General features: G+C 71.6%; 18 protein-coding genes. 7 read left to right on the plus strand and 11 right to left on the minus strand.

Features of this window, described 5'->3' with window-relative positions:
- Positions 1 to 66: 66 nt before the first annotated feature.
- On the minus strand, positions 67 to 480 hold the full coding sequence (locus tag ACYVF7_RS16670) for a secondary thiamine-phosphate synthase enzyme YjbQ (protein WP_460340796.1): 414 nt from the start codon (positions 478 to 480) through the stop codon (positions 67 to 69).
- A 10-nt stretch (positions 481 to 490) separates the two neighbouring features.
- A complete protein-coding gene (locus ACYVF7_RS16675; RefSeq protein ID WP_360899284.1) occupies positions 491 to 676 on the minus strand; it encodes a DUF1918 domain-containing protein in 186 nt (61 codons plus the stop codon).
- 200 nt (positions 677 to 876) lie between these two features.
- Here ACYVF7_RS16675 and aceE point away from each other — a divergent pair, with 200 nt between their 5' ends.
- Positions 877 to 3,663 (plus strand): pyruvate dehydrogenase (acetyl-transferring), homodimeric type, encoded by a 2,787-nt coding sequence (gene aceE, locus ACYVF7_RS16680; protein ID WP_460340798.1) that lies wholly within the window; start codon positions 877 to 879, stop codon positions 3,661 to 3,663.
- Between the two features lie 284 nt (positions 3,664 to 3,947).
- Here aceE and ACYVF7_RS16685 read toward each other — a convergent pair whose 3' ends face one another.
- From ACYVF7_RS16685 to ACYVF7_RS16695, 3 genes are read right to left on the minus strand one after another with little or no spacing between them, the layout of a single operon-like run.
- Positions 3,948 to 4,775, minus strand: coding sequence for a CU044_5270 family protein (locus ACYVF7_RS16685; protein WP_460340799.1), 828 nt, complete (start codon positions 4,773 to 4,775; stop codon positions 3,948 to 3,950).
- Entirely contained in the window at positions 4,772 to 4,945 is a 174-nt protein-coding gene (locus ACYVF7_RS16690) for a hypothetical protein (protein WP_460340801.1), read from the minus strand. The genes ACYVF7_RS16685 and ACYVF7_RS16690 overlap by 4 nt, the downstream gene beginning before the upstream one ends.
- Positions 4,938 to 5,540, minus strand: coding sequence for an RNA polymerase sigma factor (locus ACYVF7_RS16695; protein WP_460340802.1), 603 nt, complete (start codon positions 5,538 to 5,540; stop codon positions 4,938 to 4,940). Before ACYVF7_RS16695 ends, ACYVF7_RS16690 begins: the two co-directional genes overlap by 8 nt.
- Before the next feature lie 1,033 nt (positions 5,541 to 6,573).
- On the opposite strand from ACYVF7_RS16695, the gene ACYVF7_RS16700 reads away from it, so the two are divergent.
- Entirely contained in the window at positions 6,574 to 9,258 is a 2,685-nt protein-coding gene (locus tag ACYVF7_RS16700) for a hypothetical protein (protein ID WP_460340804.1), read from the plus strand.
- 319 nt (positions 9,259 to 9,577) lie between these two features.
- Here the strand turns inward: ACYVF7_RS16700 and ACYVF7_RS16705 are convergent, their stop codons facing one another.
- Entirely contained in the window at positions 9,578 to 9,979 is a 402-nt protein-coding gene (locus tag ACYVF7_RS16705; RefSeq protein WP_460340806.1) for a VOC family protein, read from the minus strand.
- Positions 9,980 to 10,236: 257 nt separating this feature from the next.
- Positions 10,237 to 11,628, minus strand: coding sequence for an FAD-dependent oxidoreductase (locus ACYVF7_RS16710; protein ID WP_460340808.1), 1,392 nt, complete (start codon positions 11,626 to 11,628; stop codon positions 10,237 to 10,239).
- 181 nt (positions 11,629 to 11,809) lie between these two features.
- Here ACYVF7_RS16710 and ACYVF7_RS16715 point away from each other — a divergent pair, with 181 nt between their 5' ends.
- The 4 genes from ACYVF7_RS16715 (at position 11,810) to ACYVF7_RS16730 (ending at position 15,512) form a co-directional block, all read left to right on the plus strand.
- Positions 11,810 to 12,535, plus strand: a complete 726-nt coding sequence (locus ACYVF7_RS16715) for a TenA family transcriptional regulator (protein ID WP_460340810.1) — start codon at positions 11,810 to 11,812, stop codon at positions 12,533 to 12,535.
- A gap of 188 nt (positions 12,536 to 12,723) precedes the next feature.
- Complete coding sequence (locus tag ACYVF7_RS16720) at positions 12,724 to 13,587, plus strand: Ig-like domain-containing protein (RefSeq protein ID WP_460340812.1); 864 nt, start codon at positions 12,724 to 12,726, stop codon at positions 13,585 to 13,587.
- A complete protein-coding gene (locus ACYVF7_RS16725; protein WP_460340814.1) occupies positions 13,515 to 13,928 on the plus strand; it encodes a L,D-transpeptidase in 414 nt (137 codons plus the stop codon). Before ACYVF7_RS16720 ends, ACYVF7_RS16725 begins: the two co-directional genes overlap by 73 nt.
- 201 nt (positions 13,929 to 14,129) lie before the next feature.
- Positions 14,130 to 15,512 (plus strand): hypothetical protein, encoded by a 1,383-nt coding sequence (locus ACYVF7_RS16730; protein WP_460340816.1) that lies wholly within the window; start codon positions 14,130 to 14,132, stop codon positions 15,510 to 15,512.
- A 112-nt stretch (positions 15,513 to 15,624) separates the two neighbouring features.
- On the opposite strand, the gene ACYVF7_RS16735 is transcribed toward ACYVF7_RS16730, so the two are convergent.
- A complete protein-coding gene (locus ACYVF7_RS16735) occupies positions 15,625 to 16,482 on the minus strand; it encodes an SDR family oxidoreductase (protein ID WP_460340817.1) in 858 nt (285 codons plus the stop codon).
- An 83-nt stretch (positions 16,483 to 16,565) separates the two neighbouring features.
- Here ACYVF7_RS16735 and ACYVF7_RS16740 point away from each other — a divergent pair, with 83 nt between their 5' ends.
- Positions 16,566 to 17,201: a TetR/AcrR family transcriptional regulator gene (locus ACYVF7_RS16740; RefSeq protein ID WP_460340819.1), complete on the plus strand. Its 636-nt coding sequence runs from the start codon at positions 16,566 to 16,568 to the stop codon at positions 17,199 to 17,201.
- Between the two features lie 174 nt (positions 17,202 to 17,375).
- Here ACYVF7_RS16740 and ACYVF7_RS16745 read toward each other — a convergent pair whose 3' ends face one another.
- From ACYVF7_RS16745 to ACYVF7_RS16755, 3 genes are all read right to left on the minus strand, one after another.
- A complete protein-coding gene (locus tag ACYVF7_RS16745) occupies positions 17,376 to 18,947 on the minus strand; it encodes an alkaline phosphatase D family protein (RefSeq protein WP_460340821.1) in 1,572 nt (523 codons plus the stop codon).
- Between the two features lie 152 nt (positions 18,948 to 19,099).
- The gene (locus ACYVF7_RS16750; protein WP_460340823.1) at positions 19,100 to 20,995 is read right to left on the minus strand and encodes a serine/threonine-protein kinase; all 1,896 of its coding nucleotides are present in this window, start codon (positions 20,993 to 20,995) and stop codon (positions 19,100 to 19,102) included.
- A gap of 278 nt (positions 20,996 to 21,273) precedes the next feature.
- Positions 21,274 to 22,041, minus strand: coding sequence for a class I SAM-dependent methyltransferase (locus ACYVF7_RS16755; RefSeq protein WP_460340825.1), 768 nt, complete (start codon positions 22,039 to 22,041; stop codon positions 21,274 to 21,276).
- Between the last annotated feature and the right edge of the window lie 85 nt (positions 22,042 to 22,126).

The following is a 22,126-nucleotide window of genomic DNA, read 5'->3' on the forward strand; positions in this document are numbered from 1 at the left end:
TTCACACGGCGGACCACCCCATGCGCAAGTGTCTGACCCGCAAGTGAGCGAACACGGCCACTTCTCTCAACCACCGCTGATGAAGCTGAGTCGCACCTTGCGTACGACATTGTCCACGTTGAGGTCGACCACAGCCACCGATTGCCAGGTGCCCAGCGCCGGTTTCCCGTCGATCACCGGGATCGTGGCGTAGGGCGCGACGAACGCCGGCATCACGTGAGAACGACCGTGCCCGCGAGATCCGTGCGCGTGGACCCACCGATCGTCCGCGGGCAGCAATTCGCGGAGCGCGGACAGGAGATCTTCGTCGCTGCCCGACCCCAGCTCTACCAGCGCGATGCCGGCGGTCGCGTGCGGAACGAAGAGACTCAGCAATCCGTCGGACGCCCCGATGTCGCGCAGGAATCTGAGGCATTCGCCGGTGATGTCGTGCACGGCCTCCTTGCTCCCGGTGGCCACGCTTATCACTTCTGTGTTCATACGCACATGTCTACTCGTCCGGCTCGATCACGGCATCCGGCCCGGGGTACACCAAACCAGTGTGCCCATCGTCGAAACGGACGAGATAGGGCGGCTCGCCGGCGGCGCCGCGCACCTCAATGATCTTTCCGGTCCGGTCCGCCTGTCCAACGGTGTTGCCGTGGACGTGCAACCGGTCGCCTACGGCCGCGTGCATCGTCGTTTCACCTCCCGACGGCGGGTATCCCCTGTGCGGTGGCTCTCCACACAGCCTCGTACGCCTCGAGGTTGATGGGAAGCCATATCGGGACGGTTACCCGACGGTAGAGATGCGTTAACGGTCCCGACGTACGACGATGGTCAGGACAGCAACGATCCATCACCTGACCTGGGTGGGCACGAAGCGAAGGGGACCCCGTGGCTTCCGGACGCCAGCGCTTTTCCATCATCAGCGACGGCCTCCCCAGTCAGCTTCCGGACATCGACCCCGATGAGACCCGGGAGTGGCTGGAGTCGCTCGACACGGTGATCAAGACCGAGGGCCGCTCGCGCGCCCGCTACCTCATGCTGAGGCTGCTGGAGCGGGCCCGAGAGCAGCAGGTCGGCGTGCCCGGCCTGCGCAGCACGGATTACATCAACACGATCTCGCCAGAGCGCGAGCCCTGGTTCCCCGGTGACGAGTACGTCGAGCGGCGCATCCGCGCCTACATCCGCTGGAACGCCGCGATCATGGTGTCGCGGGCGAACCGCCCGGAGCTGTCGGTCGGCGGCCATATCGCCACGTACGCCTCCGCAGCGTCCCTGTACGAGGTCGGGTTCAACCACTTCTTCCGCGGCAAGGACCACGGCGAGTCCGGCGACCAGGTCTTCATCCAGGGCCACGCGGCGCCGGGCATCTACGCCCGCGCGTTCCTCGAGGGCCGGCTGCCCGAGGACAAGCTCGACGGATTCCGCCAGGAGATCTCCCACCCGGGCGGCGGCCTCTCCTCGTACCCGCACCCGCGGCTGATGCCGGACTTCTGGGAGTTCCCCACGGTGTCCATGGGCCTCACCGCGATCAACTCGATCTACCAGGCCCGGTTCAACCGCTACCTCTACAACCGGAAGATCAAGGACACCTCGCGGTCGCACGTGTGGGCGTTCCTGGGCGACGGCGAGATGGGCGAGCCGGAGTCGCTCGGCGCCATCGGCCTGGCCGCCCGCGAGGAGCTCGACAACCTCACCTTCGTCATCAACTGCAACCTCCAGCAGCTCGACGGGCCGGTCCGCGGCAACGGCAAGATCATCCAGGAGCTGGAGTCGTTCTTCCGCGGCGCCGGATGGAACGTCATCAAGGTCATCTGGGGCCGCGACTGGGACCCGCTGCTGGCCCAGGACGTCGACGGCGTGCTCGTCAACCAGATGAACACCACGCCGGACGGGCAGTTCCAGACCTACACCGTCGAGACCGGCGAGTACATCCGCGAGCACTTCTTCGGCGACGACCCTCGGCTGCGCAAGATGGTCGAGCACATGTCCGACGACGACATCCGCAAGCTGTCGCGCGGCGGTCACGACTACCGCAAGGTGTACGCCGCGTTCAAGTCGGCGCGTGAGCACGTCGGGCAGCCGACGGTCATCCTGACCCACACCATCAAGGGCTGGACGCTCGGGCCGGACTTCGAGGCCCGCAACGCCACCCACCAGATGAAGAAGCTCACCAAGGCCGAGCTCAAGGAGTTCCGCGACCGGCTCTACCTTGACATCCCCGACTCGGCGCTCGAGGCGGACCTGCCGCCGTACTACCACCCGGGCGAGGACTCCGAGGAGATCCAGTACATGCGCGAGCGGCGCATGGCCCTCGGCGGCTACCTGCCCAAGCGTGTCGTACGGGCCAAGGCCCTCAAGCTGCCCGGCGACCCGGTGTACGCCGAGCTGAAGAAGGGCTCCGGCAAGCAGAACGTCGCGACGACGATGGCGTTCGTCCGGCTGCTCAAGGACCTGATCAAGGACGAGAACATCGGTGCCCGGTTCGTGCCGATCGCCCCGGACGAGTACCGCACGTTCGGCATGGACTCGCTCTTCCCCTCCGCGAAGATCTACTCCCCGTACGGGCAGACGTACGAGGCGGTCGACCGCAAGCTGCTGCTCTCCTACAAGGAGTCCGAGCAGGGCCAGATGCTGCACGAGGGCATCAGCGAGGCGGGCGCCGTCGGCTCGGCGATCGCCGCGGGCACGGCGTACGCCACGCACGGCGAGCACATGATCCCCGTCTACATCTTCTACTCGATGTTCGGGTTCCAGCGGACCGGCGACAGCATCTGGGCGATGGCCGACCAGATGACCCGCGGCTTCCTGCTCGGCGCGACCGCGGGCCGTACGACCCTGACCGGCGAGGGCCTGCAGCACAACGACGGCCACTCGCCGCTGCTCGCCGCCACGAACCCTGCGTGCGTCTACTACGACCCGGCGTGGGCGTTCGAGCTGTCGCACATCATCAAGGACGCGCTGCGGCGCATGTACGGCTCCAGCGAGGCGCACCCGAACGGCGAGGACGTCTTCTACTACCTCACCGTCTACAACGAGCCGTACCAGCAGCCCGCCGAGCCGGCCGACCTCGACGTCGGCGGCCTGCTCAAGGGTCTCTACCGCTACGCCGAGGCCCCGCAGGTCGAGGGCGAGGCGCCGGGCGCGCAGATCCTCGCCTCCGGCGTCGGGGTCCGGTGGGCCCTGGAGGCTCAGCGGATGCTCGCCGAGGAGTGGGGCGTGGCCGCCGACGTCTGGTCCGCCACGTCCTGGACGGAGCTGCGCCGCGAGGCCATCGCCTGCGACGAGTGGAACCTCCTCCACCCCGACGGCGAGCAGCGCGTCCCGTACCTCACCCGCACCCTGGACGGGCAGCCCGGCCCGGTCGTCGCCGTCAGCGACTTCATGCGGGGGGTTCCCGACCAGATCGCGCCGTGGGTCCCGGGCGACTGGTCCTCGCTCGGCACCGACGGCTTCGGGTTCTCCGACACCCGGGCCGCCGCCCGCCGCTTCTTCCACGTCGACGCCGCGTCCATCACCCTCGCGGTGCTGACCCGGCTCGCCCGGCGCGGTGAGATCAAGCAGGAGGTCCTGCAGAAGGCGATCGAGCGCTACCAGCTCGGAGAGGGCGCCGAGGTCGTCGTCGGCGCCGACGCCACCCCGCCGGAGAGCTCGACCGACACCATGAGCGTCGGCTGAGACACCGGACACGAAGACGGCCGGGACCGCCCCTGACAGGGCGTCCCGGCCGTCGGCGTTCGGGCCGCCTACCAGAACTCATCGCCGCCATCGCAGGGGGCGATGCCGTGCGAATCGTCTCCGGCGTGTGGGTCCGGATCGGGCCCGAGAATCATGGCGAGGTGATCGAGGATCGTCTGGAGCACAGGCATCCGCCTTCCAGCGTGCCCGTGGCCGGCGGCACCGCGGGCCGTGACGGGGGACGGGGCGGAGGCCCGGCTCGGCGGCCGAGCCTCCGCAGCCGATCAAGAGGCGCTGGGCACGTGCGGTTTCTCGTTCGTCCAGCCGACCTCGTAGTAGAGAGTCGACGACATCTTGCCGCCCACCGATTCCGTGGTCTCCTGCAGGACGAACGCGGTCTTCGGATCGATGATCAGGTGGAAAGAGCCGATCGAGACCGCCTGCCCCACACGTCCCCGGGCGTCCTTGGCCCGGCCGCCGGTCGTCACCCCGGGCCGCTGCGCGAGCGCTCGGAAGGCGGCCGCCCGCACCTTCGGAGCGACGGGGACCGCGTACAGCAGCGAGCCCAGCGTGCTGGTGACCGAATCCTCCACGTCCTTCTTCCGCCAGCTGGCATTGAGCCCACGGGAGAACGTTCGCGTCCAGGCCGTGAGCCGTCCCGGGTCGGCCGGCAGCCGCTGCAGCCGGTCGAAGGACAGCATGCGGTCGTCCAGCTCGAAGGACGCGCCGTTCTTGTACTTCTGCTTGCTCAACCCCAGCCCCCGGCCGTCCAGCGAGGCGGTGCCCATGTACCACCAGCCGTCCTTGGCGGCCCAGGTCTCCAGCACATTCCCCACCGGCTGCGCCCTGACGGTAATGGTGTGAATCCGCCGGACGTGCCAGTACTCTCCGGTCGTCGCCGGTGCGGTCTCAGCAGCCGAGGCCGCGGCCAGCAGTACCTGTCGGCCGGAGAGCTGCTGAGACGCTCCGGGCGGGGCCGGGTGACGCGGGTGCGTCGACGGAGACGCCGTGACCGTGAGAGCGACCGCAGCGGCCGCTCCGGCGGCGACCAGCCCGAGGCCGGGAAGCGCCCAGCGGATCCGGCGGCGCCGCGCAGACCGGCCGCTCTTCACCTCTCCCCGTCGGCCGCCGGCTCCTGGCCGATCGACTCGACCGGCCGGGGCCTGCCGACGGCCGGCGCCTGGGCGATCAGCTCGTCCAGGCGCTGCCGGCCCATCGCCGTCACCGTCGGCGACGGACCGGCCTCGTCGAGCAGCTCGGTGACCCTTCGAATGTCATCCATGGGACTCTTCCTCCGAAGACGTGGGATCGGTCCCGCCCAGTGCCTCCCGCAGCTTCTTTCGAACCCTGCTCAGCCGCGATCCGACCGTTCCCGAGGGGATCTCCAGCGCCTCCGCGACCTCTTCGTAGCCGAGGCCGCCCAGCGCGACGAGGAGCAGCGCGTCGCGGTCGCCCTCCGGCAGCGCCGCGAGAGCGCCGGCGAGCCGGGGCCGCATGCCCTCCGCGGTGACCCGGGCGGCGACGCGATCTTCGTGGCCCCCGTTCGGGAGGTCACCGCCCATACGGGCCAGCGCCGCGTAGCGGCGGCTCTCGTCGCGCCGGTACTGCCCGACCAGGTTGGTCGCGATGCCGAACAGCCAGGGGCGTACGGCACCGCGCGCCGGGTCGAAGCGGTCGCGCTTGCGGAACGCGGCGAGGAACGTCTCCGCCGCGACGTCGTCGGCGACGTCACGACCGAGCCGTCCGGCCACGTACCGGTAGATCTCCGGGAAGTACCTGTCGTAGATCACTCTGAACCGATCGGGTTCATGCCACGATCGCTCGATCACCGCGGCGTCGTCCCCGTTCGAGTGGACGACGCCGGGGGGAGCGGTCATCGGTGGCTCCTTGTCATGTCCGGCCTTTCCGAGGCGTTCGGCGGTCACCGGTACTCAGTCGCACGCCGGAATCTTCTTCACGGGTCCGGTCGAGTCCGCCGTCGGGGAGTTGCGGCCACGTGGGAACAGAGGTTGTGAATTTGTGTAAACGGTCCATGGCTTCCTCGGCGTCGACCAGCGGGGTTACGGTCGCGAGTACCTGGAGATACGGATGACCCGTCAAGGATCCATCGTGATCCCGTCTCTTCACATCGCCCGAGTCCGCGCCTCCAGGCCGCCAAGTGGGAAGAGAAGGGCCCGGTACGCCGCCGCTGCCGGGCCCTTCGCAATGTCCGGGCACCAACCTCGCCGTTGCGTTCCACAGAAGGGACGAAGCGGGATACGGTCTTCGAGCTGACAGTAGAGATCATCCCGATTACGGATCGCAGGGGGGATGAGCGTGTCCGGCCCGACGGACGACAACGTGCCCGAGTCGAATGCCGCATTGCCGTCCGGCGACGACGCGTCCGATTCCGCCGCTTCGCCCGGCGCGACCCGGTCTTCCGAGCCGGCTCCGCCTTCGGGCACGGAGCCGACTTCCGAGCCGGTCCGGCCCTCCGATACGGCCTCACCTTCCGAGGCGGACGCGAACACCGTCCCAGCGCCGGCCGATTCCCAAACGGAGGGCGACCCGGACGGAAACACCCCTGAGCCTCCTCCGCGGGCCTCGCAGGAGGAGACGCCTGAGGCGGGTCCCGCGGAGCCGGGAGCGCCGGGGCGGTCTGCGGCGCCCGGAGCGCTGCGGCGGTCTGCGGGGCCGGGAGCGCCGCGGGGGTCTGCGGAGCGGGGAGCGCCGCGGGGATCCGCGGAGCGGGGGGTGCCGCGGGGATCCACGGAGAACGGTCCACAGTCGGCGGAGGACGGTCGACGGCCGGGGGAGAACGCTCCACGGCCGGGGGAGGACGGTCCACAGTCGGCGGAGGACGGTCGACGGCCGGGGGAGAACGCTCCACAGCCGGCGGAGAACGGTCCACGGCCAGGGGAGGGCCCGTCCGTGCCGCCCGTCGGGGACGATGAGGTGACGCGGCCCTGCGCCTACTGCGGACGCCCGATCCCCCAGCCGGGTGAGGACGGGCCCGTCGTGCGCTACTGCCTCGACAACGACGGCGCCTGCGCCCGCGCGGCGGCCGACCGGCGCCGCCGCGACCAGGACTCCCCGGGCCTCTCCGGACAGGTCGCGCGGACCTGGGACATGGTCGAACGGCTCGAGGACGTCGCCGAGCTCCTGGCGATGTCCCTGACGGCGGACCTGAGCGTCGCGGGGGTCGAGCGGCGGATCGCGGAGGCCAGTGCGGAGGCGGCCGCGGGCATCGCCGCGGCGCAGCGCGACCGGGAGGCGGCCCGGCTGGAGGCCGAACACGTGCTCGCCCAGCTCGGCGACGTACGGCACCGCGCCGAGCGGGCCGAGGCCCGCGCCGCCGAGCTCACCGCGCAGCTGGAGACCGCCCACACCGAACGGGAAGCCGCACGAGACCTCGGCACGCAGGCGACACGGACGGCCGAGGCGGCGACCGAGGCGATCACGGCCGTACGCGAGGAGCGCGACCGTCTCACCGGGCGGTTGGCGGAGGTGACCTCCGCGCTGGACCTGGCCCGCGACGAGATCGCGCGATACCGGGGCGAGCTCGCCGAGGCCAAGGAGTTCCAGAAGCGGTCCATCGCGATCGAGGAGATGCGCTCCCGGCTCCGCGCCGCCGAGTCCGAACTGGACAAGATGCGCACCACGGCCGAGCTCGCGCAGAACGCCCGGGCCGCTGCGGAACAGGCGCGTGCGGCGGCGGATCGGCAGGCCCTCGAGGCCCGCGCGCATGCCGACGAGGTGAGCGGCGAGCGGGACGCGGCAGCGGCCGCGTTGGAGGAAAGCCGCGGCGAGCTGGAACGCGCGTGCGCCGAGCGCGACGAGGCCCGCGCCGAGCTGGAGGCGGCACGCGGCGAGCTGGAGACCGTACGGTCCGGGCTGGAGGCGTCCCGCGAAGAGTTCAAGGCCGCGCGTGAGGAGCTGGAGACGGCGCGGCCTCGCCTGGAGGAGGGCGAGCGGCTCACCACGGACATCGAGTCGGTCCGCCGCGAGCTGGAGGACGCGCAGACCCGCCTGGGGCAGTACCAGCTCCAGGCCAAGGAACGTTCCGGAATGCTCGACCAGCTTCGCGCCGCCCTGGCCACGATGATCGCTGAGCGCGACGCCGTACGGGCCGAAGCCGACGAGGCCAACACTCAGATCGACAGCGTCAAGGCCGAGGCGGCGGAGGCCAAGGCTCAGGCAGGGAAGGCCACGGTCGAGGCGGAGCAGGCCAGGGCCCAGCTGGGGAAGGCGATGGCCGAGGCGGCGGAAGCCAAGGTCCAGCTGGCGAAGGCCAAGACCGAGGCGGAGGAGACCAGGGCCCAGATCGACAAGGCGAAGGCCGAAGCGGCGGAGGCCAGGGATCAGGCGGGAAGGGCGAAGGCCGAGGTCGACGCGGCCAACGCCCGGGCCGGTGAGGCTCAGGCCCGGGCCGACGAGGCCAACGCTCAGGCGGAGGAGACCAGGACTCGGCTGGAGCAGCTCTCGACGGGACACCTGCGGCCCGCGTCGTCGGCCCGGCACGCGCGGCGGTCCGCCGACGCACACGCCCACGATCGACGGGCCGGGCAGCCCCAAGGCGCTGCCGAACCGCTCGGTCACGGCCGTCCGCCGGGCGATCCGCAGATCCTCGGTCAGCCGTCGGCCGACCTCGGAGGGTCGGATCAGTCGTTGGGTGAGCCCGGAGGATCGCCGTCAACGGACGCGCGGGGACCCGCTCAGCCGTTCGGTGAGCCCGGTGGGTTCGGTCGCCCGTCGACGGACCCGCAGGGGCCCGCTCAGCCGTTCGGCGAGCCGTCGGCCGATCCTGGCGGTTCCGCGCAGCCCTTTGGGGGCCTTGGTGGGTTCGGTCGCCCGCTGTCCGATCCGAGGGGCCCCGTTCGGCCGCCGGCCGACCTTGGTGGTTCCGCGCAGCCTTTCGGCGACGCGGGCGGGTCCGCTCAGCCCTTCGGTGATCCTGGTGGGTTCGGCCGCCCGCCGGCCGATCCGAGGGGGCCTGCTCAGCCGCCGGCCGATCCGAGGGGGTCCGTTCAGCCGCCGGCCGATCCGAGGGGGTCCGTTCAGCCGCCGGCCGATCCGAGAGGACCCGTTCAGCCGCCGGCCTACCCCGGCGGATCTCCTCAGCCGTCGGCCGACCAAGGCGGGCCCGCTCAGCCCCCGGTCGACCCCCGCATCCAGTCCGGCCCCTCGACCGATCCGCGCGGACCGGCCCCGTCGCCGTTCGGCCAGGGCCAGGTACCGCCGCCTCCGCCGCCGTTCCCGGGATCCGGACCGTCCTCGCCCGCCCCGGGAGGGACCGCGCCCTCGGCGTTCGGCGGCACGGCATTCCCGCCACGAGGCCCGGCAGGGGTCCCGCCGGTTCCACCGGACGCGGGAGGGACACCGCCGTCGCCAGGGGACACGGGCGGACCCGGTCGACCGGGGACACCCGGCGGTCCCGGCGCCCCGGGTGCCCCGAATGCCCCGGGTGCCCCGGGTGCCCCGGACGCGACCGGTGCCGGGGCGGCGGACGACCCGGCACAGCCGCAGTTCCCGCCTCCCCCCGGACCCGATGCCGGCGAAGCGACCGGCCGATTCGACCGGTTCCGCCGTCGTTTCCCACCGCCGTCCGACGACTGACCCTCCGCACGGCGTGCGGTGGCGTCTGATGGACGGGGTGGGGTCGAATCGTCGGCCGCTGGGCCGGCGGCGGACACGCAGGCGTGGCTGTGACCGTGAGAGGCGGCAACGTTCGTTCGTCGGTTCGAGCGACGGTTACGGGGACGTCGGGGTGTGATTCGCTGAAACCAGCGACGACGTTGTGGAACGGATAGGTAGGGCGGGCCGCTGTGCGTCCCGCCCTACATTCAGTGACGGCGTGGTGCGGCCGGCGGTGGTGGTCAGCCGATGGCCTGTTCGGCTCGGGCGCGGGTTCGGGCGAGCCGGCGTTGATCGCAGGTCAGGGTTGCACACTCACCATCCAGACGTGACCGTCGGGATCGGCGAATACGCCGGCGTAACCCCAGGGCTGCTGCCCCGGGGCAGTGATGACCGTTGCCCCAGCCGTGCGGGCACGTGTGATCATCTGGTCAGCGTCGGCAGGTGTGACAACGGGGAGCGTCAGTACACACTCGCTGGTCCCGGATTCAGCGACCGCGCGATCGCCGATGACCCAGCCGAAGCCGCCGGTCGGGATGAACATGACCCGAACGCCGTCGTTGATCACGAACTGCAGCGGCTCCGGAACGCCGTCATCCGCCGGCTCGCCGACCGGCTCGAGGCCGAGTCCCTCGCGATAGAACGTGTACGACCGCTGGCGGTCAGCAATCGGCAGGCCAATGACGAGCGGCGACGAGGACATCCCGGACACTCCGTATCTCCTGATGGATCGGCGAGCGGTTTGACCCTACTGACCCGAGCAGACAGTGGCGGCGGACCTCACGCGGAGCGGTGGGCGGGCGGCCCGGTCGCCGTGGACGCTGGTAAGCCCTGGCCGGCGAGGAGTTCGAGCTCGTTCGTCGGGGCGACGATCGTGGGGCGACGGAGGCCGGGCGCTTCGGCCCGTCATCGGTCTCGGCCGGCTCGGTCGTCCGCCTCCGCGTCCCTCGCCTCGGCCCGTCACCGGTCTCGGCCGGCGGGGTCGCCCTCCTCCGTGTCCCGGGCGCGGGGCGGTACCGGAATGGGGACGGGGGCGGGGCGCCGTACGCGGTTGGCGGCGACGCGTGCCAGGACCGTCGGGGCGAAGAGCGAGGTCGGGGCGGCCATGAGTGCCAGCACGTGGACCAGGCGCTCGCACACGTGCCGGTCGACGTTGGCGGTGGCCACGACCTCGTCGACGTACGCGTTGATGACGCGGGTGCGCAGCCGGACGTGGGCGGCCTCGGTCTCCCGGTACCGCAGGTCCTCGCCGGTGGCGACGAGCCACGCTCCGGCGGCGCTGCGGGCGACGCCGCGCTGGAAGCGTCGTTCGAAGCCGGGGCCGGGCTCGCGCAGGGAGCGGTCGAGCGCCAGGGCCGCGACGGCCGCCACGCTCATCCCCTGACCGTAGATCGGGTTGAACGCGCACACCGCGTCGCCGATGACGACGAACCCTCGGGGCCACGCGCGCAGGCGTTCGTAGTGCCGCCGGTGGTTGGCCGTACGGCGGAAGGCGGTGATCGGTGTGAGCGGTTCGGCGTCGCGGATGGCCTCGTACAGGACGGGGCTGCGCAGTCCTCGGGCGAACGCCAGGAAGGCATCCTCGCCGGTCGGGCCGTAGTCGCGTCCCGCGCCGGACAGGCTGCACAACCAGCGGTCGCCCTCCTGGGGGAACAGGCCGCCGGTGCGCCGGGTCGCGGGCGGGTCCGCCTGGAGGTAGAGCGCCTTCCAGTCGGCGTCGAAGCCGCGCGGTATCGCGTAATAGCGGCTGGCGTACCCGAGGAGGGGGTCGACCCGGGTCTCGGGTGGCGCCGGGTACCCGAGCGCCTCCAGCCACGACGGGGCCCGCGACCCGCGGCCGGTGGCGTCGACGACCAGGTCGGCGCGCAGTTCGCCGTCGGATCCGAGGACGACCCCGGTGACGTCCCTGCCCTGGGGTAGGAGCCCGGTCACGTGACGGCCTTCGAGGACGTCCACCGGGGCCCGGCCGTCGTCGGGTGGTCCGGTGAGCCGTCGTCGTACCGCCCAGTCGAGGAGCGGACGGCTGCACGAGAGCAGTTCCGTAGCGTCGAACCGCCGCCGCCACCCGGCCGAGGTCAGCCAGAGGACGTCGGCGGGCACGCCGACCACCAGGGCGCCTGCGGCCCGTAACGTGTCCTCCAGCCCGGGGAACAGCACCTCGACGATCTCCCGGCCGCGGGTCCACAGCACGTGTACGTGCCGGGCCTGCGGCACCCCGGCGCGGAACACCGGCTCGGCCGGGAAACGGTCGCGCTCGATCAGCGTGACGCGGTCGAAGTGGGCGCTCAGGACCCGGGCGGCGAGCAGGCCGGCCATGCTTCCGCCCACGACGACGGCGTGTTCGCGTTTCACGTACGGCCTCCGGTGACGCGGGGGACCAAGGAGGGGGAGAAAGGCACGGACACTATGAAACGTGCGTATTGACCCTATGTGAAGGGCGTGCCGATACTCGGATAACCGAGCGAGGAGTCGGATCATGGCGACCACTACCGGCCATCTTTCTCAGGCACCATCCCGGACCCGTCATCACCGCATGGTGAAGAACGAACTCACCGAGACGCCGCATCCCGCCTGGGCGCAGGCCATGGTCGATTCGGTTCGGCCCGACTGGTCGGCGGTGCTCGAGGAGAGGATCTTTGTCGAGACCGCTCATGGACCGTTCCCCGATGAGGCGTGGCGCCGGATCCTCCTTGATTTCTTCTGCATCGTGGAGGCATTCCCAAAGTACATGGGCGTCTATCTGGCCAAGACCACGTTCGGCCAGATCCCGGGCGACCTCCTCGCCCGCGACTGGCTGATCGGCAACATCCGGACCGAGGCGCTGCACGCCCAGTGGTACGCCGACTGGGCCGCCGCGCACGGCATCGGGTTCGAGGAGCTCGTCTCGCACCGGCCCTGCCCGGAGGTCGGCGCGCTGTACGACTACCTGTGGTCCGTCTGCTATCGGGGCACCCTGGCCGAGGCGTTCGGCGCGGTCAACTACGCGATCGAGGGCACGACCGGGGAGTGGACACGTATCGTCCTGCCCGCCTTCCGGGAGCGGTACGACGACGAACGGGCGCTGCGCTGGCTCACCGAGCACGCGGAGTACGACGACGCCCATCCCCGGGAGGCGTTCGAACTGATCAAGCTGACCGTCCGCGACGAGTCCGAGCGGGCGAAGGTCGAATCGGCCGTCCGCCGGTCGCTGGAACTGTTCAGCCGCGGATTCGCGGCAAGTTACGAAAATCGGGCAATCACGGTTGATACACGGCAATGATCGGTCTCAAAGGGTAAAAACCCCACAAGTCTCCGGCGTTGTTCGCTGCTCGGAAACGGCAGTGACGTGCATTTTCTCTTATCGGACGACAGGTGGCGGGCGAAGTCGGCTGCATTCTAACCATCCCCGATGGGTATCTCGTAGTCGATCATCTTTTCCTGTCGGATGGGCCGCGAGAAGGGCAGCAGATGCACGTCAATGCCATTCGGGGGCGACTGGCGCTCACCGCCGTCACGGGCACCGCGCTGCTGGCCGCGGGCTGCGGCGGCGGGGAGACGGCGGCGGAGGAGAGCGCCCACAAGGTCAACGTCGAGGCGGCGCCCGCCCGCGTGGTGATCACACCGGCCGGCGGCACTGCCACCGTACGGCCGGACGAGCCCGTCGTCGTCCGCGCCGCGGGCGGCCGCCTCGAGGGCGTCGTGCTCGAGAGCGGCCGCAGAATGATCGAGGGCGACCTCAACCGGGACCGTACGGAGTGGCGAGCCCGATGGGCGCTCGACCCGGGGGCGGACATCACCGTCCGCGCGGTCGCCAGGAACGCCGACGGCCGCAGGGCCACGGCCGTGAGCCGCTTCCGCACCACGGGGACGCCCAGCACCGTCACGGTCTCCCAGGACGGCGTCCTGGAGGACCGGCGACATGGCACCTTCGGCGTCGGGCTCCCCATCATCCTCAACTTCGACAAGCCGATCACCGACCGCGCGGCGGTCGAGAAGTCGCTCGAGGTGATCGCCGACAAACCGGTCGAGGGCGCGTGGCACTGGTTCGACGACGGCAAGCAGGTCGTCTACCGGGCCAAGATGTTCTGGCCGGCCCACCAGACGATCCGGCTCGTCGCCCATCTCACGGGCGTGCCCCTGGGCAAGGAGGGCGGCTATGGCACCAAGGACTTCACGCGTACGTACCGGATCGGCAAGGCGCAGATCTCCCACCTCGACATCAAGAGGCACCACATGCGCGTCGACTGGGACGGCCGCCGGTGCGCACCATCCCGATCAGCGCCGGCAACGGGGAGACCCAGGAGTACACCACGACCAGCGGCATCCACCTGAACATGGAGAAGGACGAGGACGTCATTATGACCTCGCCCGGCCGCAGCCCCGGCGACGCCGGCTACTACCAGGAGCTGATCCACTACGCGGTCCGCGTCTCCAACGCCGGCGAGTACCTCCACCAGACGCCGGGCGACGAGGACTGCCTCGGAGTCCGCAACTGCAGCCACGGCTGCATCCGCCAGCCGGCGAGCGACGCGATCTGGTACTACAAGCACTCCCAGGCGGGCGACCCCGTGATCGCCACCGGAACGGACCGGCAGGTCGAACCGGACAACGGCTGGTCGTTCTACCAGATGCCCTGGAAGAAGTGGCTCAAGGGCAGCGCCCTGCACCACTGACGCACCGTCCGGCGATCGCCGTCGGGCCGAGAGCCGTACGGGACTGCTGATCCGACGTCCGGGGGCGCCGTCGGGCCGGGAGCCGTACGGACCGCTGACGTGCCGACCCACTGGCCCTTGACGCCGCATCGACCGACAGAAGTCAGCGATTGGTCATTTTCCCGGAAGGCGGCGGTTCCACCGCGCGGGCACGTTGCGGAGGTGAGCCTCACCCGCCTCAGCGTGATCGCCGCCGTCCTCCTGCTGACCTGCGCATCGGCCGCGGTTCCGGTGCCGTCGGTGCGCCGTGCCATTCCGGTCGTCGGAGCGGCGTTCGAGCCCGCCCGGAGCTGCCGCGCGGGCGCCGCCCCGGACTTCGACGGAGACGGCGTACGCGATCTGGCCATCGGCATCCCGTACGCCACGAGCGGCGGCCGCCGCAGAGCAGGCGCGGTCGCCGTGCGGTACGGCGACCGGCCGACCTGGCTGTCGCCTCAGCAGGCCCAGGCCGGCGCGGGGTTCGGCGGCACGCTCGCCACGGGCGACTTCAACGGCGACCACTGTGCCGACCTGGCGGTCGCGGCCTCCGACCAGGACCGTACGCGTCCGGGCGCCGACGGTACGGGCACCGTCACGGTCTACTTCGGCTCGCCCGGCGGGCTGCGGCCGCGGGTCACCCTCAGCGTGCGGACCCTCGGACGTACGCCGGCGAGCGACCGGTTCGGCGCCGCCCTCGCCGCCGGGGACCTCGACCATGACGGCCGGGACGACCTCGTGGTCGGCATGCCCGGCCTCGCGGGAGGCGGCGGAATCGGCGTGTTCACCAACGGTCTCCGCACCGCCCGGCTGATCACCCAGCACACCTCCTGGGTGGGGCAGCGCTCCAGCCAGACCGACGGCTTCGGCGAGGCTCTGGCGATCGGCGACTTCGGTGCCTTCGGCCGCGGCCGGCACCCCCAGATCGCCGTGGGCGCGCCCGGCGACGGCACCGAGGCGTCGGGCGCGGTGACCGTCATCGACCCGGCCGCGCACCGGTCGCGGCGCATCACCGAGGACAGCCGGGGAGTACGAGGCGCCCCCGAGCGCTACGACGAGTTCGGCGCGGCCCTCGCCGCCGGTGACTTCGACCACGACGGCATCGACGACCTCGCCGTCGGAGTGCCGGGCGAGGACGAGACCAAGATGCCGGACAACTTCGCCCAGGGCGCCGTGCACGTGCTGTACGGATCCGGCGGCGAGGACGACGTGTGGAACCTCCGCAAGACGGGCCCAACGGACAAGCTCGGGTCCGCCCTGGCGGCCGCGGACCTCAACGGCGACGGCGTCGACGACCTCGCCGCCGGGGCTCCGGGCTCCGGGGCCGGCGTCGTGCAGGTCCTCGACGGCCGTCGCCGGCGCGGCCTGACGCGGGGCGCCCTCATCGCCTCACCGGCGGGCGGCACGGCCGAGTTCGGCTGGTCCCTGGCGGCCCGGGGACGCGAGCTGCTCATCGGCGCTCCGGGAGCCGGCGGATTCGGCGGCTCGGTCGTCGTGGTACACGGCTCGCGTACGACGAACGTGCAGGCCGGCTCGGCGGGCGAACTGCTCGGCTACGCGATCTCCTGAGCCGAGTCCGGTGGATCTTGTTCGTGGCGAGCGGCGTCCAGAGTGCGCCTCGCGAGGCGGGGGATGGAGGCAGCCCGGGTTCGGCCGCCGTCGCCCTGGGGTCTTCGCTTGGTCAGGCGGGCTGCCGGCGGAGACCGTCGCGGTCGGTGGACAGGGCGAGGTCGCGCTGGTCGTCGAGGGCGCGCAGCCGATCGGTGAGCGCGTCACGGACGAGGGTGTGGGCATCGGAGCCGAGCAACTGCCGACGCGGTGGGTCGGCGGATTCGGCGATGCGGATCATCGCTTCGGCCATCTTGTGTAGATCGCCCGGCATATCGTCCTCGCTCACGCCGGTGCCGCGCAGCCATGGTGTCAGCTCCGTGCCCTCATAGACCGCGAGCGTGGGGGCCCGCCGTTCTTCCCCGGTGCCGTAGAAGCCGGTGCCGGCCATCCCCGGCTCGATGAGGGTCGTGCGGATACCGAACCCCTCGACCTCCTGCGCGTACGCCTCGAAGAAGCCCTCGATGCCCCACTTCGTCAGGTGATAGAGCGACAGGCCGGGAAAGGCGATGTGCCCGCCCATGCTGGACACCTGGAGCAGCCGGCCGCCGCCCTGGGCCCGGAAGTGCGGCGTGACGGCCCGGGCGAGCTGCACGGAGCCGAGGAGGTTGGTGGCGATCTGCTGATGGATCTGTTCGTCGGTCATCTCCTCGGCCGCCCCGAACACGCCGAAGCCGGCGTTGGAGATCACCACGTCGACCCGGCCGAGGTCGGCGAAGGCCTCGTCGACGACGCGGCGTACGGCCGCGGCGTCGGTCACGTCCAAGGCGCGGACCCACAGCCGGTCGCCGTGCTCGGCGGCCAGGTCGTCGAGGCGCGCGGGGGTACGAAGGGTCGCCGCGACGGTGTCGCCGCGACGCAGGAGCTGTTCGGTGAGTTCTCGGCCGAAGCCGGTCGACGTGCCGGTGATGAACCAGGTCGAGGAGGCCATCGCTCGTCCTCTCGTTGCTATGGCTGCATTGATGCTAATTTAGCATTCTTAGCTCAGATGGCAATGATGCGTAGAATGAGGGCATGGTGGAGACACTGGACCGACGCGAGCGCAAGAAGCGGCGGACGCGCGCGCTCATCCAGGAGACGGCGCTCGAGCTGTTCGCGTCGGACGGGTACGACGAGACCACCATCAAGGCGATCGCGGACGCCGCCGACGTCGCCTCCCGTACCGTCACGCTGCACTTCCCGGCAAAAGAGGACATCCTCGCCCTCGACGACCCGTTCGGGCCCGAGTCCCTCGCAGCACGACTGGCCGAACGCCGCGACGACGAGTCGGCGCTCGCCGCGCTCCACGACTGGATGATCACGACGATCCGTGCGATCGAGGAGGGCGATCCGGAGGAGGCACGGCGCTTCTGGCGGTTGCGGGCGCTGCGCGCAAAAGTGATCGCGGACGACGAGGGCCTCCGCGGCCGGACCCGCGCGTCATACGTCAGGGCCGAGCGAGTCCTCGCCGCCGCCATCGGCACCGACCTGGGACTGCCGCCGACCGCGCTGGTGCCCCGGCTGGCGGCTCAGGCGGCGGTGACCGGCCTCCGTGAGGTCTACGAGGCCGACGAGACGCGGGTGGCCGGTCCCGAGCCGCGCGCCGCCGACCTCATCCCCCTCGTCGACCGCGTCATCGACTTCGTCCGCGCGGGCATCGCCGCGACCTGAGACGCCACAGCGCGGCGGCCGGCGGACTCCGTCACCGTCGCGGGTTGACGTGCGGCAGCGCGGCGGGTCCGGTTACCGCCGCGGGTTGACGTGCCGCAGCGCTGCCGAACCGGTCGCCGCCGCGGGTCGTCGTGGCCATGGCCCCGAGAGCCCGCGGCGATCACGCCCGTGCGGTCACCGGCGCGGGGCCGCGGCCGCTGCCTGCGGAGCGCGGGCGGCCGTCGCGTTCGACCGGGAGAGGCGGTGGGCGCCGTCGGCGACGGTGAAGCTCGCCGTCACGGTGCTCGGCGCGTTCCGGCGGGTGACGTACGGGAGCGTGTGGAAGTCCGCGCGCAGCTCTGTGGGCGTCAGCCGGGCGGCGATGAAGCCGCGCCGCTGGTCGGCGTAGGCGATGTGCGGGTTCTCCTCCAGCTCGATCGCGCGGCCGGCCGGGGCATCGTACCCGTCCCCGTCGCTCGTGACCGAGGTCGTCACCAGCTCGACGCCCACCCGCCGCGAGTCGGGGTCGTCGAAGTCGACCAGCAGGTCGCTGGCGTAGTGGCAGTGGATGTCGCCGGTGAGCACGACCGGGTTCCGGGCGCCCGAGGCGACCAGGTCGCCGAGCACGCGATCCCGTTCGGCGGTGTATCCGTCCCACGTGTCGAGCACGACCTCCTTGCCGGGGCCGAGGTGGTAGTCGTGCTGGGCCATGAAGATCTGCTGCGCCAGGAGGTTCCAGCGTGCCCGTGAGGCCCGGAGCCCCGAGGCGAGCCACTGCCGTTGCTCGGCCCCGACCAGCACCCGGCCGGTGAGCAGGCGATCGGAGCAGTTGGCCCGCACGCCGTCGTCGCACGGCTGGTCGTCGCGGAACTGCCGGGTGTCCAGGACATGGAAGGTCGCCAGGTCACCCCAGGCCAGCCGCCGGTACAGCTGCATACGGGACCCGTGGGGCAGGGACGTACGGCGCAGCGGCATGTGCTCGTAGTAGGACCGGTAGCCCGCCACCTTGCGCTGGGTGAAGTTCGGCCTGCCCGAGGTGCCGGGGTGGACGCCCGCCCAGTTGTTCTCCACCTCGTGGTCGTCGTTGACGGCGATCCAGGGGGCGAGAGCGTGCAGCGCCTGCAGGTCCGGGTCGGTCTTGTACTGGGCGTGCCGGAGCCGGAACTCGGTCAGCGTCTGACACCGGTGCTCGGTGTGCGAACGAACGATCTTCCCGTCGGAGTTCTTGTAGCCGCCGGGCGCGTACTCGTAGATGTAGTCCCCGAGGTGCAGCACGAGGTCGGGCTGCTGCTCGCCGAGACGCCGGTAGGCGGTGAAATAGCCCTGCTCGTAGTTGGAGCACGACACGACGCCGAACGCCAGCGCCGGAGCGGTGCCCGGGGCGGGCGCGGTCCGCGTCCGCCCGGTCGGCGAGAGATGCCTCCCGGTGCGGAACCGGTAGAAGTACTCCCGGCCTGGCTGAAGCCCGGACGGCTCGACGTGCACGCTGTGCGCCCAGGACGGCTGCGCGGTGACGGTGCCGGACCGTACGACGCGGGTGAACTTCTCGTCCTCGGCGAGCTGCCACTCGACGTCGACGTTCCGGTCGGGCATGCCACCATGGCCGCCGTCCGCGAGCGGGTCGGGCGCCAGCCGGGTCCACAGGACGATGCCGTCGGCAGTGGGATCGCCCGAGGCCACCCCCAGGGCGAACGGGTCGCCCGTCCGCCGGGGAGCCAACGACATTCCGGCCGTGCCGATCAGGAAGGTGCGGCGTGTCAGATCCACGCCTACAGTTCAAATCCCGCTGCTGAGGGTAACGAGACGCGCCGCTGACAGACCGGACAACTTCCAGTGGACGCCTCGTGACAGACCCCGTGATCCTTCGGGGCGACGAAGCCCGGGGCTGTATCGAATCGTGGGAACGGGGTCGGCCGGTCTCAGCCGGTGGCCAGCCGTTCGTGGGTCTGCCAGGAGGAGACGAGCTTGCCACCGGAGCGCCGGCAGCGGCCGGCGTTCAGCTGGACCCAGTCCTCGGTGCGCTTCGTCTTCGCGCCGAACCGTACGGTCGGCCCGTTGTCGAAGGACTGTACGGCGCCGCCCTTCGACGCGATGAGCGCGGTGCTGATGAAGCCGCTCGGCGAGCCGGTGAGGTGGCCTCTGAACTGCGCGCAGGCCTGCCACTGGTCCTTCGGTGCCGTGTCGATCAGGACGAGGGTGCCGGAGTAGGCCGTCCGGCAGATGGTGCCCTTGAGCAGCACCGTCCCCGTGCCGGGCAGGCCGTACGCGCGGGAGTAGCTCTTGCAGCCCGGTCCATTGGGAGCGGGAGACGTCTTCTTGGGCGTCGCGGACGGGCTGGGCGACCGGTTCTGCGACAGGGCGTCGTTCGGAGGCGTGTTCGGCGCCGAGGAGGACGGCTGCGGCGACGGGGTCGCGGCGGCGGCCACCGTCTTGGGGGGAATGGCGGCGCTGCCGCCGTCGGGCCAGAGGGAGACGGCGAGAGCGATGGCCGCCAGGGCGGTCACGGCCCCGGCGCCGACCATCCAGCGGGTCGTGGAGAGCCGTGACACGAGGGACGTCTCGGCGCGGGACGGCCCGTCGGCCCCGGTGGGGTCCGGCGCGCGGCCTACGCCGGGAGCGTCCGGCCCCCCGCCCGTCGCCGGGCTCCCGGTATCCGCCACGCCGCCCAGACCGGCGGGCGGGCCTCCGGCGGCCATCGGCGTGCCCTCGGCGGCCATGCCGCCGGGACCGTTGAGCATCCCTTCGATGCCTGCGGTCGCCCCGCCCACCGAGCCGCCGGCGGCGGCGATGCGGCCAGGACCGATGAGCGCGCCGCCGGCGCCGCCCTCCGAGCCGCCGGCGGCGGAGGGCGTCCCGTCGGTGCCGCTGATGCCTGTGGCCGCCGCGGGATCTCCGTCGGCGACGATGCCGCCGAACGCCCCGCCCGCGGTGCCGAACGCCCCGCCCGCGGTGCCGAACGCCCCGCCCGCGGTGCCGAACGCCGGGGGAGGGGTCAGCCCGCCGACGGGCTCCTGTCCCAGCAGGGCGGCCTGGGCCTGCTGGGCGGTGGGCCGGCGGGTCGGGTCCTTGGCCAGGCACGCGGCGACGACCGACCGGAGGGGCTCGGGCAGGGCGGTGACGTCCGGGTCGGCGCGCACGATGCGGTCCATCACGGCGGGCACCGACTCGTTGCCGAACGGCGGGCGGCCGGTCGCGGCGAACAGGATCGTGGCGCCCCAGGCGAACATGTCGACCGGCGACCCGATGTCGCCGCCCGTCACCTGCTCCGGTGCCATGTACGCGGGCGTGCCGAGGCTGTTGCTCTCGTTCCTCCGGGCGGCGCCGAGGGCGCGGGCGATACCGAAGTCGATGACCCGGGGCCCGTCCGCTCCGAGCAGGACGTTCTGCGGGTTGAAATCCCGGTGGACGACCCCGGCCTGGTGGATCGCGGCGAGGGCGGTCAGCGTGCTGATCGCCAGCCGCTCCAGCGCCCCGCCGGAGCGCGCTCCCTCGGTGAGGATCTCCGTGCGCAGCGACCGGCCCTCGACGTACTCGCTGACGATGTACGGCTGGTCGCCGGCGAGGTCGGCGTCCAGGACCTGGGCGGTGCAGAAGCGGGCGACCTTCTTGGCGGCGGCCAGCTCGCGGACGAACCGGTTGCGCGCGTCGGGGTGGGCCGCCATGCGGGCGTGCAGCAGTTTGATCGCCACGTGCGCGCCGGAGGCGTCCTGGCCGAGGAAGACGACCCCCTGGGTGCCCTCCCCGAGACGTTCCACGAGCCGGTAGGCCCCGAGCCGCGACGGGTCGCCCGGCCGAAGCGGATGGCCCTCGGGCATCTGGTCGTCCTCCCGGTCTTACCGTCGGTCATGCGAGAGGTAACGATAGCGCCGCTTCCACCGCCCGACACGCCGATCCAGGCTCCTCCGGACATCGGCCGAGCGAGGTGCCACGCACCGCCTGGACATCGGCCGAGCGGAGTGCCGCGCACCGCCACCGCACCGGCTGGGGGTCCCAGGCGGATCAGCCGAGCCGACCGGGAGCCCTCGGCCGATCAGCCGAGCCGGCCGGGGTCCCAGACCGATCAGCCGAGCTCGGTGCCATGGACCCCCGGGGGTCAGCTCGTGGCGCGGCCGAGGGCGTACTGGAAGAGGTGCTCCTGCTGGATCGAGCCGTCGGTGCGCTGCATGGTCGCGAAGTTCGCCATGAAGATCTCGTGTGCGGCCTCGATGCCCATGATCTGGATGGCGCGCGCGACGTTCGGCGAGGCCGTCATGGAGTTCCAGGCGTCGTCCAGGGAGGCGAAGTCGTGCCGGTGGGTGACCTCCGCGCTGGCGAAGACGTCCAGCCCGGCCTCGACCATGACCTCCCGGAGCCGGAACAGGTCGTGCACCGGCGGCCCCTCGGTGTGCGGCGTGGGCACCCGGCCCCGTACGGCGCTGAGGAAGGCGCTCGCCTCGCGGCCGGACCAGTTGTGCCACAGGCCGATCGCGACGACGCCTCCCGGGCGGGTGACCCGGGCCAGCTCCGCCACGGCCGCCGCCGGGGACGCGGCGTACTGGATGGCGTCGAACGCCATGACCTGGTCGAAGCAGCCGCGGTCGTAGGGCAGCTCGGTGATCTCGGCCGCGCGCAGGTCGACGTCGGGCAGCCGGTCGCGCGCCATCGACAGCAGGTCCGCCGAGGGGTCGGCGCCGGCGAGGTCGGCGCCGGTGAACGCCGCCAGGGCCAGTGCCGTGCCGGTTCCGCATTCGACGTGCAGCAGGCGGGTGCCGGGCTCCGGTCCCAGCGCCGCGAGGGTCGCGGCGTACAGGGGGCGGACCTGCTCCTCGCGTACACGCGTGCGGGCGGTGCGGTCGTGCTGTTGGACCTGCACGGTCCCCATCGTCGTCCTCCGTGTCGACTGCCGATGGCCCTAATGATCACTAGGCCGTCGATCGAGTGCATCAGCATAATTGCTTACTTTTCAA

It is taken from the genome of Actinoallomurus acanthiterrae (assembly GCF_054775715.1).